Source organism: Psychrobacter sp. AntiMn-1 (assembly GCF_001854065.1).
In the GTDB taxonomy this organism is placed as follows: domain Bacteria; phylum Pseudomonadota; class Gammaproteobacteria; order Pseudomonadales; family Moraxellaceae; genus Psychrobacter; species Psychrobacter pacificensis.
On the sequence record NZ_CP012969.1, the window covers coordinates 1,548,754 to 1,561,577 of the forward strand.

11 protein-coding genes, 1 tRNA gene, 1 other RNA gene and 1 pseudogene are annotated in these 12,824 nt (G+C 45.5%); 5 read left to right on the plus strand and 9 right to left on the minus strand.

From position 1 onward, the window contains the following. Positions 1–324: 324 nt before the first annotated feature. The 5 genes from AOT82_RS06495 to AOT82_RS06515 form a co-directional block, all read right to left on the minus strand. Positions 325–401 (minus strand) — tRNA-Met (locus tag AOT82_RS06495). A 122-nt stretch (positions 402–523) separates the two neighbouring features. After that, an RNA gene (gene rnpB / locus AOT82_RS06500) (RNase P RNA component class A) lies at positions 524–906 on the minus strand. Positions 907–1,000: 94 nt separating this feature from the next. Further along, positions 1,001–1,717 carry a dethiobiotin synthase gene (gene bioD / locus AOT82_RS06505; RefSeq protein WP_071002302.1) on the minus strand — a complete coding sequence of 239 codons (717 nt, stop codon included), beginning with the start codon at positions 1,715–1,717 and terminating at the stop codon, positions 1,001–1,003. A gap of 2 nt (positions 1,718–1,719) precedes the next feature. After that, positions 1,720–3,039, minus strand: coding sequence for an adenosylmethionine--8-amino-7-oxononanoate transaminase (gene bioA, locus AOT82_RS06510; RefSeq protein WP_427593771.1), 1,320 nt, complete (start codon positions 3,037–3,039; stop codon positions 1,720–1,722). A gap of 55 nt (positions 3,040–3,094) precedes the next feature. After that, positions 3,095–3,343 (minus strand): YfhL family 4Fe-4S dicluster ferredoxin, encoded by a 249-nt coding sequence (locus tag AOT82_RS06515; protein ID WP_058024492.1) that lies wholly within the window; start codon positions 3,341–3,343, stop codon positions 3,095–3,097. Between AOT82_RS06515 and AOT82_RS14325 the strand changes: the two are divergent. Beyond that, positions 3,344–3,394, plus strand: a pseudogene (locus AOT82_RS14325) (hypothetical protein); the annotation flags it as partial. 44 nt (positions 3,395–3,438) lie between these two features. Here AOT82_RS14325 and coaD read toward each other — a convergent pair. Further along, complete coding sequence (coaD, locus tag AOT82_RS06520; protein ID WP_071002303.1) at positions 3,439–3,957, minus strand: pantetheine-phosphate adenylyltransferase; 519 nt, start codon at positions 3,955–3,957, stop codon at positions 3,439–3,441. A gap of 252 nt (positions 3,958–4,209) precedes the next feature. Between coaD and smpB the strand changes: the two genes are divergently transcribed. After that, positions 4,210–4,686, plus strand: coding sequence for an SsrA-binding protein SmpB (gene smpB, locus AOT82_RS06525; RefSeq protein ID WP_071002304.1), 477 nt, complete (start codon positions 4,210–4,212; stop codon positions 4,684–4,686). 272 nt (positions 4,687–4,958) lie between these two features. Here the strand turns inward: smpB and rarD are convergent, their stop codons facing one another. Continuing rightward, positions 4,959–5,978 (minus strand): EamA family transporter RarD, encoded by a 1,020-nt coding sequence (rarD, locus tag AOT82_RS06530; RefSeq protein WP_237182795.1) that lies wholly within the window; start codon positions 5,976–5,978, stop codon positions 4,959–4,961. A gap of 244 nt (positions 5,979–6,222) precedes the next feature. On the opposite strand from rarD, the gene AOT82_RS06535 reads away from it, so the two are divergent. Together AOT82_RS06535 and AOT82_RS06540 are read left to right on the plus strand one after the other, a co-directional pair. After that, positions 6,223–6,690 (plus strand): Lrp/AsnC family transcriptional regulator, encoded by a 468-nt coding sequence (locus tag AOT82_RS06535; RefSeq protein WP_071002305.1) that lies wholly within the window; start codon positions 6,223–6,225, stop codon positions 6,688–6,690. Positions 6,691–6,836: 146 nt separating this feature from the next. Then, positions 6,837–7,592, plus strand: a complete 756-nt coding sequence (locus tag AOT82_RS06540) for a hypothetical protein (protein WP_083328878.1) — start codon at positions 6,837–6,839, stop codon at positions 7,590–7,592. 92 nt (positions 7,593–7,684) lie between these two features. Here the strand turns inward: AOT82_RS06540 and AOT82_RS06545 are convergent, their stop codons facing one another. Both AOT82_RS06545 and AOT82_RS06550 read right to left on the minus strand, forming a co-directional pair. Then, positions 7,685–8,317 (minus strand): hypothetical protein, encoded by a 633-nt coding sequence (locus AOT82_RS06545; protein ID WP_071002306.1) that lies wholly within the window; start codon positions 8,315–8,317, stop codon positions 7,685–7,687. Between the two features lie 10 nt (positions 8,318–8,327). Beyond that, positions 8,328–9,638 carry an ammonium transporter gene (locus tag AOT82_RS06550; RefSeq protein ID WP_071002307.1) on the minus strand — a complete coding sequence of 437 codons (1,311 nt, stop codon included), beginning with the start codon at positions 9,636–9,638 and terminating at the stop codon, positions 8,328–8,330. A 519-nt stretch (positions 9,639–10,157) separates the two neighbouring features. On the opposite strand from AOT82_RS06550, the gene AOT82_RS06555 reads away from it, so the two are divergent. Continuing rightward, the gene (locus tag AOT82_RS06555; protein ID WP_071002308.1) at positions 10,158–12,632 is read left to right on the plus strand and encodes a YgiQ family radical SAM protein; all 2,475 of its coding nucleotides are present in this window, start codon (positions 10,158–10,160) and stop codon (positions 12,630–12,632) included. Positions 12,633–12,824: the final 192 nt, after the last annotated feature.

A 12,824-nucleotide genomic window follows, 5' to 3' on the forward strand; every position in this document is an offset into this window, starting at 1 on the left:
TTCGTTAAAACGTATGCTACAGGTCAGCTGTTGTGTCGATCGTAATCCTTAGAATGGATAACCTCGCCTAAAGCCCAGTACTTAGTACGGTAACTCTGCTGCGCTTTTGTACGCACATACCAAAGAGTATTCTAGCAGTTTTCTACTGCAAAGTAAGGCGATTTTAGTAGCAGAGAAAGTATTTATCAAGTAAGCGAGACTGACAGACATCTAACAAGGAGTATTTGACTAAGCAATAGCACATACAAACCTTGTAAATGAAAGATTATTTCAGGCAAAAAAAAGCCAATCCCAGAGAGATTGGCTTTTTAATACTGCTATATATGGTGGCGATGGAGAGACTTGAACTCTCGACCTCACGATTATGAGTCGTGCGCTCTAACCAGCTGAGCTACATCGCCGTTTTAGGCTGCACATTATGCCCAAGCTGCTGACCGCCGTCAACCCCTAATGGGCATTTTTTGCAAAAAAATGAATGTCATTCAAATTAACTGCACTTACTTACTACAACAAATGATAAAAAAGGTTTGGTAAACCGATAAGCCGGGTTCTGTCGTGGACGATCATTCCTCTAGGCGTATCATCGCTGATACGCTCAAGCAACCTACCCGCATCGAACGCGGGCCGCGCCATGCCGATGCCTATTTGGTCTTGCTACGCGTGGAGTTTACCATGCCGTGAGATGTTGCCATTCACGCGGTGCGCTCTTACCGCACCCTTTCACCCTTACCGATGACATTGGTGTCTTGCGACAATCAACTAAGTCAAAGGCGGTCTACTCTCTGCTGCACTGGTCGTCAGATTACTCTGCCCAGCCGTTAGCTGGCACGCTGCCCTATGTAGCCCGGACTTTCCTCCCCTGCTCATCTGTTGCCAGTGTACAGCGGCGATCGCCTAGTCTACCAAGCGCGCTAGTATAGCAAAACTAACGCCTGTATGGGAATGTCTTTTCGGCTTATTTTTAGAATGACTATGACTACCTAAAAGACACCTTAAAAACTTAGATAAACGCTGTTGGCAAGGCTATGTCAGCATCATCTGAATGTTCATTTGCTTGTTTGGCTAAGACCAGCCAGTGCGCTTTGGGGTAATGGCAAGCCAAATACGCCTGCAAAAAATCAATGGTACTATTTGCAATCTCAGCATCCGTTTGTTCAGCATCATCATGGATATGGTTGTAAATCACACTATGGATCATTAAGCCGCGCGATTTTATCGCCTCCAAACTAAGCAACGTATGATTGATGCTGCCCAGTCGGCCAGAGGTGACCAAGACGATAGGATAGCCTTGCTTGGCAATATAGTCCAAGGTTAATAGTTGCTCATTTATCGGTACCAGTAGCCCGCCTGCCCCTTCAAGCAACACCAACTCATAATCGGCTTGCAATGCGTTGGTGGCATCGGTAATCACATTGATGTTAAGAGGCTGATTGGCCAATGCTGCGGACAGATGCGGTGACGCAGGCTTCTCATAGCGATAAGGACAGGTGGTAAAGTCCAAATCGCATGGCTGTAGTGGCATCTGCATCAATTGACGGTGACTTAAAATATCATCCGCAATGCCTAGTTCGCCATCTGCTTGTTTACTGATGCCTGTTTGTACCAACTTTTGCGTGATAACGTTGACGCCTTGCTGCATTAATGATTTGGCAAGCAGACCCGTGGCATAGGTTTTGCCAATATCGGTATCAATGCCGGATACAAATAGCACGCTCATGGTTAACCTCGATGTTCTAAATATTTACGTACTACTTTTAGCAGCGCTTGGCATAAGGTGGTCAGCTCATCATCAGTAATAATGTAAGGCGGCATGATATACACCAACTTACCAAAGGGTCTGACCCAGATACCATTATCAATCAATAAGGATTGAAAAATGGGCATATCAACCGCTTCATACAACTCAATCACCGCCACTGCCCCCAAACAACGTACCTCGGCTACACCTGCCAGCTGCGCAGCTGGCGTCAGGGCTTGCTCCATCGTACGTTGCATACTGGCAGTACGCGTTTCGATATCATAAGACAGGATCAAATCAATCGATGCACAGGCGACCGCACAGGCGAGCGGATTACCCATAAAGGTCGGACCATGCATCAGCGCTGGATAGTCGCTATTGTGAATGGTATCGGCAATTTTGCGGGTACATAGCGTTGCGGCAAAAGTCATGTAGCCGCCGGTCAGCGCCTTGCCAATGGTCATGATATCAGGGCTGATGCCAGCATGTTCACACGCAAATAGTTTGCCACTACGCCCAAACCCAGTAGCAATCTCATCCGCTATCAAGAGTACATCGTACTTATCACAAAGTGCGCGTAATAGCCGCAAGTATTCAGGGTTATAAAAACGCATACCACCTGCGCCCTGAATAATCGGCTCGATAATAAATCCTGCCAGCTGCGCGCCATACTCTGCAAAAAACTGAGCTAATGTTTCACGATCATCTACTGTCAATACGCGATCAAACCCAAGTGGCGGCGCAGGAACGAAATGTTGCATCGGTAATTGCTTGCCATACAGACTGTGCATGCCATTGATAGGATCACAGACACTCATGGCATGCCAAGTATCTCCGTAATAGCCTGAATGGGTCGAGGCAAACTGTTGCTTGTTTGGGCGCTTGGCAGCCACTTGATATTGCAGCGCCATTTTTAGTGCCACTTCTACGGCGATACTGCCACTGTCCGCATAAAAAATCGCATCGAGACCAAAAGGCACAATGCCAAGCAATTTTTTGCCCAAATCTATTGCTGGCTGGTGGGTCAAGCCACCAAACATCACATGCGCCATTTTACCTAGCTGCTGAGTCAGCGCGTCGTTTAACTTAGGATGATTGTAGCCATGGACGCTCGCCCACCATGACGACATACCATCAATTAAGCGCGTGCCGTCTTCAGTAATGATATAAATCCCTTCAGCGCGATCGATAACGATATTGGAATAGGTGGGCGGCAGGCTGGCATATGGATGCCATAAGTGCCGTTGATCGAACTCACTGGCTACTTGCATGGATTTGGTTGTCATTGTATTGCTGGTCATTATATTGTCCCTAAAACGTTGTAAACCCAAACGTCATCAATCGCTTATCAAGATTTTATTGACCTGTAATACGCTTGTATTTGGCTAATAAATCATTTTCTGTCTCGACATGGTTGGGGTCATGAGGGATACAGTCGACTGGACAAATCACCACGCATTGTGGCTCGTCAAAATGCCCGACACATTCTGTGCATAGATCTGGATCAATGACATAAATATCATCGCCTTCTGAGATGGCCTCATTGGGGCAAGCAGGCTCACACACATCACAGTTAATGCACTCATCAGTGATTAATAGCGCCATAAACTGCTCCTTATATTTTTGCTCATATTAGCCCTATCTGGCTGCGCTTGACTGTTTTAGCAAGTGCTAGCAGAGTATTTTTGATGCAGCATCTTTTAGTTACTATTTAACTTTTTGTCAAAAGCTTGCAACACACCAGGTGGGACAAATTTACTGACATCGCCACCGAGTTTGGCAATTTCACGAATCATGGTCGATGAGATGAATGAATAGTTCTGAGAGGGGGTCAAAAATACGGCTTCAAAGTTTTCATCAAGCTCGCGGTTCATATTGGCCAGTTGAAACTCGTACTCAAAATCGGACATCGCTCGCAGCCCGCGCAGCACGGCGGTGGCGTGTTTTTCGCGCATAAAATCAACGAGCAACCCTTCAAAGCCAATCACCGAGACTTGCGGCAAATCGGCAAATACGGTTTCGACTAAAGCAACGCGCTCTTCAAAATTAAATAGAGGTTTTTTATGATGCCCCGAGGCAACCGCAATCACAACCTCATCAAAGAGCTTGGTTGCGCGTGTCACCAAATCCACATGACCATTGGTAATGGGATCAAACGTACCAGGATATAGAATTTTGGTGTGTAGCTTTGAGGAGTTGGGAGAAATAGAATGGCTCATAGCATGGCTAATATAATCGGTAATATTAGGCCATATGCTAGCAAATTTTGCTCAAACTTAATACTTATCTGCTACATTTGTCCTAACAGCCGATTTACCTTTTCACCAGAGGCTTTGATACAATAGGCGGTTCGACTCATCTGACTTATAATCCAAATAAAATTCAATACCATTGAATGGGTTAAGATGAGGAATTAGTAGGACTGGTCAAATAAGGCGCCTGTGTTTTTAGGCAATCCTTATGGAGAAATTATGTCAAAAAAATCAAAAAAACCTGATAATCAGATTTGCGCCAATAAAAAAGCGCGTCATGAATATTTTATCGAAGAAACCTTTGAAGCGGGATTGGCATTGCAAGGCTGGGAAGTCAAAGCCATTCGTGCAGGAAAAATGACCATCACTGAAGCGTACGTCATATTTCGCAATAACGAAGCTTTCTTATTTGGTGCGCACATTCAGCCATTACTATCGAGCTCTACGCACGTTAGTCCAGACAGTATTCGTACCCGTAAACTGCTGCTCAATCGTCGTGAAATCGAAAAACTGTCTGGAGCAATCAATCAAAAAGGCTACGCTTGCGTACCGCTGTCTTGCTACTGGAAAAACTCGCTGGTGAAATGCCAAATTGGCCTCGCATTAGGTAAAAAGCTGCATGACAAACGTAAGACGTTAAAAGATCGCGATTGGGAACGTGATAAGCAGCGTGGCTTTAAACAACACTTAGATTAAGTGTTATTTAATCTAAATGTCAAAAAAGGACGGCTCAGTAAATATAGAGCCGTCCTTTTTTGTACCTTATTAATGCTTATATAGTCAGTTCAAAACAAAACTGTCATAAGTTCCAAAGCGCTACTGGATGAATTTTTCACAGCCTCTGTATATACAGCACGCAAGGAAAATTTATACCAGTAACGCTATAACATTTTTAAATTGGTTCCACTATACTTATCAACTGTTAATACCCGTGACTGACAATACTCATTAACTACCCTACTAGCCGCTTACGCGACCTGCCCCTTGATTGATGACGGCACACTTTTACGAGTGCGAAGCTGCTTTATCCCATGAGCAATCAAACAAGCAATACCTAACCAGATCAACCCATAACTATAGATCATCGCTGATTCAAACGGATTACCGAGCACCGTCACCGCCAATATAAATAGCAAAGCAGGTTCTATATAACTCATCATGCCATAGACATTGACGGGTAGCATTTGGCTGGCATCAATATTGGTTTTCATTGCTAAGATGCTCAAAACGCCAAGACCAACTAACATCATGATCAAAAATCCAGACCCTGCTACCATCACCAAATTGCTAGATGCAAAAAAGTACAAGTAACCAAGCGCAAATGGGGCAAACAATGTCAGATCGACCAGCATACCAGTGATGGCGTCAATGCCTTGGAGTCTACGCACGATATAATATATCGGATAAGTACCACACACCCACAATGTCGCCCAAGAAACACTCTGCGTACGAATGATTTCACTAAACACCCCTACCGCCGCAAATGCGACCGCAAGCCACTGTAGACGACTGAGCTTTTCGCCAAACAGCAGGCAACCGAACACCACCATCATGAGTGGAAACAAAAAATAGCCCATGGCGGTTTGTACACCTTGCCCATTGACCGGTGCCCACATAAATAGCCAAAGCTGACTCAAAAATATCGGCGTAGGTAGTAGCAGCCAAACCCACTGTTTGATCGAGTGCAAAGCACGCAATTTATCGATGTGCATGCCTAGCCGTCCACTTATCAATAAGTAGCCAACCAACACCGCCCACATTGACAGCATACGCCAGATAAACACTTGTGTGCCTGACAAAGGCGTCAGAAAGCTGCTATACGCATAGAGTACACCAAACAAAATATTGGATAAGATGGCAAATGACACTCCCAACATCAGCGTGCGCTGCTGCGTGTTACCAGTCGTCCAAATCGCAGGCAATGGCAAACGTGAAGTAGTGGTTGCTAGCGCATTAGCGAATACATTGGAGAGCATTGAGATAGACATGATAAGCACCGTAGTTATTAGTAGATGATAAAAAAACAATTACTCGCTCTTTTTTTAAAGCAGCTCTGATTGGTACGGTCTATTTTACTAGAGTGCTTTGATATATTATCTCTATAAAAATGTATTTATGGATAAATTTATCAAAATAATGTCATATAAATAACTATTTTCTTAAATTTAAATTATTAGTGATAATATTTATAATCGAAAACCTAATAATCATAATTAATGAGGGTACATTATCATGAGCCATATCCTAGACAGCACTGATAAAGCTATTTTGAATTTATTGCAAGACGATGCGACATTACCGCTTAAAACTGTCGCAGAACGAGTGCATGTGTCTGTTGCGACGGCTCAGCGTCGCATTCAAGCATTGATAGATAGCGGCGTGATTACCAAGCAAGTCGCCATCGTTAATCCTAATAAAGTGGGTTACGGTCTGACCGCAGTGGTGATGATAGAAATGGAGCGCTCCAACACATCAATGCAGCGCCGGTTTGAGCGTTTGATGGATTCGCAAACACAGGTGATGAGCTGTTATGAAGTCTCGGGCGATTTTGATTTTATGCTGATGGTCAATGCCAAAAACATGAGCGACTACCACCAGTTCACCCGTAGCTTGCTGACTTACGAAAATAATGTACGCAATTTTAAAAGTCAGTTTGTGATGAACTTTACCAAGAGTGGAACCAAGATTACCTTAGACTAAATACATCTACCTGTATTAGTTGAGTTGGTATCAGCTTTTTTATTAATAATTAGTGTTTAAACTGCATTCAAAACTTGTAAAAAACTAACATAAGTTGGATAATATTAGCAATTTTTATTCATCGAAGTAGACAAGGAAGCCTGATCATGACCTATCAACCAGACTACCCTCATAAAATAAACAGCAGGTATAACATACTAAAGCATATAAGCCCAAAAGCTTTGGTAAAAGGGACTTTGCTGACTTCTTCAATGCTTGCAATATCAGGCTGCGCGACCAGCTCATTGCTAGAAAGTAATGACCATATCATCACGACCAAGCAGACATTGTCAGAAGATCAAGTGATCGCTTTTGGCCGTCCGGCGCAGGCATTACCAAAAACGCCAAATGCGACGATGGTTATCGTTGGTGAAAAAAACAGCTACGTACTTACCCAAGGTGGGACTGAGATGATCAGTTTGCTCAGCAATCTGACACAAAAAGACATCCACGTTGACAATGACATGAGTTTTTATGTCCCCAATAACGATGGATATTTCCAAGGGGAGATGAAGCTTTCTTACGCCAAATTAAAAGACGAGTTTGGACGCTCAGATTATCAGTTCTTTTTACAAAATAATGCCCGAGAGTGTACCTCAGCCAGTGATCAACGTATTGGTGCCCAGCGTTTTTGTTTTAATGTCCCCGTGAAAGGTGCCATATATCCGCAAGTGAGTAATTTAAGCTTGATTCAGTCAAATTATCGCGCTCTAACCAAGCCTTATACGGTAAGCTTTTATACTCAAACGCAGCAAAAAAACACAAACCGTCATGGACCAAATAGCGCACAAAAACTGGTGCTGCTGCCCTTTGCCCTTGCATTTGATGTGGTGACTTTCCCGCTTCAATTATTAGATAATTAAAAGCTATCAGACAGCGCACTGACTCACCTGAAACCATAAGGTACGTTACGAGGCGATATCCGTACTTGCTCGTAACGTGCTCACTTGATAGGTTAAAATAACTTTTCAACAATGGCTTTTGGATAACTTTGCTTGGCCGTTTGTGCCGCTTGAAACAGTATCTCATCTGCCTCTACAGGACCAGTAATATCGCACAAGCACACGTAGGCAAGCTGCATCAGATTATTTAACAGGTGCTCATTGTCCGGTACAGGTGGACGATTACCTTCCAAAAATTGATTGATATTGATGTGGTGCCCTTTGAAGGTGCGTTCTTGCGAAACAGTTTGGTGCATACTATGAAAAAAGCTGCGACTGTCTGCTACCGTTAGCTGACTGCGCAGCGCTTCTATCACGGTATAAAATGCGAGAACGGGCTCAGAGATAGGTACGGGTGCATTGATTGTCTCGTTATGGCCATTGTGACTGTCAGACTCCACTGACTGCTGACTATCCACTTGCAACGTAGCCCAAAAGCCTTTACGAATTTTAGATTTGTGATCTTGTAGTTCAGGATAGCGCCTTGTCGCATCCAACACACACTGCTGCATCATTTTGACAGAGACAGTTGAGTACTGTTGCCACTGCCTCTTGAGCAGGCGCACCTCTTCAGGATGTAAATACTCTGACAGCACCTCTGCCATCGCAGACACGGTTTGGTCGACGGATTGAGTATCAATATTCATCAGTTCTCTCCTATAAATGCCGCTCTGTTAGGCTTTTCGCATCGAACATCTGCTTTTGAAATTCAGGATAGCCGAGCTCGGCATGCTCGGTATAATCAAGGCCACGCTGCTCATGTAAGCGGCTGGCCTTTAACCCAAAGCTTAGATCAATCAGCTTATACATCACAAGACCCAACCCCAGTCCCCAAGCTAACGCCACGCCCACGCCTAGCGCTTGTACGCCCAGCCGTGATAAGTTAAATAAGTCCCCTGTATAAAACAATCCAGCCGCGAGTGTACCCCATGCACCGCCGAATCCATGCACTGCCACCGCTGATACCACGTCGTCTATTTTGAGCTTCAATAATGCTTGCGTGGATAAAATATAGACCACAGAGGCGATGGCACCGATGACAACGGCGAAAACAGGCGTTGTTGTGGCACATCCTGCCGTGATAGACACCAGACCAATCAAACTGGCATTGACACTATCACTGAGCAAAATGGCTTTGCTCATTGTCCGAGCAATCAGCATGTAGCTCACCACCGCACTGACCGCAGCGATAAAAGTATTGACGGCAATCAAGCCAATATTTCCAGTGATAGATAATGTCGATCCAGCATTGAAGCCAAACCAACCAAACCATAAGATAAACCCGCCAAGCGCCAATAGCGTCATGTTGTGACCTGCGATGAGTCTTGGCGTACCATCAGGGGCAAAGCGGCCCAGTCTTGGCCCAATGATTAAGATGCCTGCCAGTGCCAACCAGCCCCCGATAGAATGCACCACGGTCGACCCAGCAAAATCGATAAAACCAAGCTCAGCTAGCCAGCCTGACCCGCCGAAATACCCACCCCAGACCCAACTGGCAAACACAGGATAGATAAATAAACAGATCAAGCAAGCGGCGACTGCATAGCCGATAAACGAGACACGCTCTGCCATGGCACCACTCGCGATGGTCACCGCTGTCGCCGCAAACATCATCTGAAAGAACATCAGTGCCCAGTCCATATTGGACAGATTGACTGGCATAAAATGATCGGTACCGACAAACCCCGAATGATTAGTACCCATCATTAGCCCAAAACCTACCAAATAAAACGCTAGGCCCCCTATACACATATCGGTATAGTTTTTCATCATTACGTTTACCGCGTTCTTGGCACGCACGGAGCCGCTCTCAAGTAGCGCAAAACCTGCCTGCATAAAGAACACCAAAACCCCGCCCCAAATAATCCAAGCGATGTTTTGATATTCGAGTAGCTGTGCCACCGTCAATGTGTCTGCCTCCGCAGCTTGTGCACTGGCGATCGTGCCAAACAATAGCGTCCCCAGCATAAGTATCTTGTGCAGTAATGTTCTTAGTAGCCCTTTTATCGCATCCAGCCCAACAGATGATGTTCTCATTTTATCTCCAAACACTTATCTATCCGTTCAATTTTTATCGGTGCACCATTTTCACTCATGAATGCACACAAATAAGCCCTAACGGGGTTGGAGCAAAAGCTATGCCAAAAGTTATGGATGAAAATCAGAACGGCTAACAAACATGAGAAAACAAATGATTAGTACTGACCGAACCCATACTTTGATAACTGCACTTTAACAACCATGCTTGCGACAATGTGACGGTTCTGCTGAAACCATTTTTACCATTGTTTGGCTGGGCTAGTCGCTCACTTTGCATAAGCAGTTTATCTCGCGCTATCAATAACTTATCGGCAATCGCCACCCATAGAATAGGTCGCATAGTGAAGATGATTCATGTTAAAATGAGCGCTTTTAAATCAGCCTTTATCATCAATAATGAATAAAGGTTGTATTTCTAGTACCATTTTCTAATTAACAGGTCCGCCCATGTCTGCCGATACCATCGCCCGCACTGCCTTTAAACAAGGCACCAAGCCACTTTATGATTATGACAAACACTGGGCGAGCTGCTACGAGCCTGCGCCTTATCTGCCGATGAGCCGCAAAGAAATGGACGATTTGGGCTGGGATGCTTGCGATGTTATCATCGTCTCAGGCGATGCCTATGTCGATCACCCAAGCTTTGGTATGGCGATTATCGGTCGCTTGCTTGAGTCACAAGGCTTTCGCGTCGGTATTATCGCGCAGCCTGATTGGAAGAGCAAAGACGCCTTTATGGAGCTTGGCAAACCTGTCTATGCGTACGGCGTGACCGCTGGCAATATGGATAGTATGATCAACCGCTATACCGCCGATCGTAAAATCCGTAGTGATGATGCCTACTCTCCTGGCAACGTCGCTAATAAGCGCCCTGACCGCGCGGCTATCGTCTATAGCCAGCGCTGCCGTGAAGCCTATCCTGATGTCCCGATTATCTTGGGCGGTATTGAGGGCAGCTTACGCCGTATCGCGCATTATGACTATTGGTCAGACAAAGTGCGCCGTAGTATTTTGCTCGATGCGCGTGCGGATGTCTTATTGTATGGTAATGCTGAGCGCGCCATCGTCGATGTGGTACATGGTCTGTCGAAAGGCTATAGCTTTGAGCAAATGAGTAAGCTACGTGGTACAGCGTATTTATTGACCCCAACGCGTCGTCATTGGCAAGCGGATATGACTGAGGTCGCCAGTAACGATGTCGATACCGTTGGCCGTGTCGATCCGATCATCAACCCGTATGTCATGACCGAAGACGTTGATAGCTGCTCAATTGAGCAGAACAAACCATCGGACTCGCCTGTCGGGCAAGCCATGCCGTCATCAATGTCGTCACAGTATCAAGGTTTTGTCGCTGAACCCGTCACTGACAAAATCATTAATGCCGACCAAGTGGACACTGATACCCAAGTGGTACAGATGCGCGGCTTTGACAGTGCGTTTAATAAGCCAAAAACCGCCCGCAAGCATAAAATCAAAATGCCCCCACGTGAGCAAACGGTGATTCGTCTGCCTGACTATGAGCATGTCAAATCTGACCCTGTGCTTTATGCGCATGCCAACCGTATCTTACATTTAGAGACCAATCCGGGTAACGCTCGCGCGCTGGTGCAGCGTCATAGTAGCGGTGCAGGTAACTCGCATACTTCTATCGATGTCTGGCTGAACCCACCACCGATTCCACTCTCGACAGAAGAGATGGATTATGTGTTTGACCTGCCCTATGCCCGTCTGCCGCACCCAAGCTATGGCGATGCGCGTATCCCTGCTTATGACATGATCAAGTTTTCGGTCAATATCATGCGCGGCTGTTTTGGTGGTTGTACCTTCTGCTCGATCACCGAGCACGAAGGCCGTATCATCCAAAACCGTTCAGAAGACTCAATCTTGCGTGAAGTCGAAGCGATTCGTGATACTGCACCCAACTACACTGGCGTGATCTCTGATCTTGGTGGGCCAACGGCCAATATGTATCGTCTGAGCTGTAAAGACGAGACGATTGAGAAAAACTGCCGTAAACCGTCTTGCGTCTATCCTGATGTCTGCGAAAACCTGCTGACCGATCACAGTAATTTGACCAAACTGTATCGCAAAGCCCGTGATATCAAAGGCGTGAAAAAAATCCTTATCGCGTCTGGTCTGCGTTATGATTTGGCGGTTAAAGATCCTGAATACGTCAAAGAGCTGGTCACGCACCACGTCGGTGGCTATCTAAAAATCGCCCCTGAACACTCAGAAGACAACGTATTGTCAAAAATGATGAAGCCTGGCATGGGCACGTATGATGAGTTCAAAGCCATGTTCGAGCGCTTTAGTGCCGAGGCGGGCAAAGAGCAGTACCTCATCCCTTACTTTATCGCCGCGCACCCTGGCACCACCGATGAAGATATGATGAACCTTGCGCTGTGGCTCAAACGCAATGGCTTTCGCGCTGACCAAGTACAGGCGTTTTATCCAAGCCCGATGGCGACCGCGACCACCATGTATCACACCCACAAAGACCCACTACATAAGATCAGCCGTAGTGAAGGTGATATGGATATTGTCAAATCTGGCAAGCAGCGCAAACTGCACAAAGCGTTCCTGCGTTATCATGATCCAAAAAACTGGGCACTACTACGTAAAGCGCTACAAGACATGGGCCGTAGTGATCTGATTGGCAAAAACCGTGGCTGCTTGATTCCGCCATTCAATGCACACTTAGAGGGGCGTGATGCGGCGCAAGACAGCTATCAGTCAGCACGCAAAAAGAACAGTCGCCTAGGAAATGACTCAGTGAAGCGTAGCAACAACTCGTCAAAAAACAACGCTGCAAACCGTGCTGGCACAAGCAAAAATACGGTCGGCAAAAATACCAAGAAAAAAGTCAGCAAAGGCAATTTCCAAACTCAGCATACAGGTCTGCCACCGCGCAAAACCAAATAGCTTGATAAGAAGTAGTTTTAATAATATGAATAGTATAGAAACATGAACTAAACGTAGGCCGTATTAAACTCATAAAAAAAGCACCTATCAGCGCTCAGTTGATGGGTGCTTTTTCTGTCTCACTCATTAGTGAATAAATAGTCAAATGATTATCGTTTATCTTTCAATAGGCTGGCGATGGTAAGTTACATT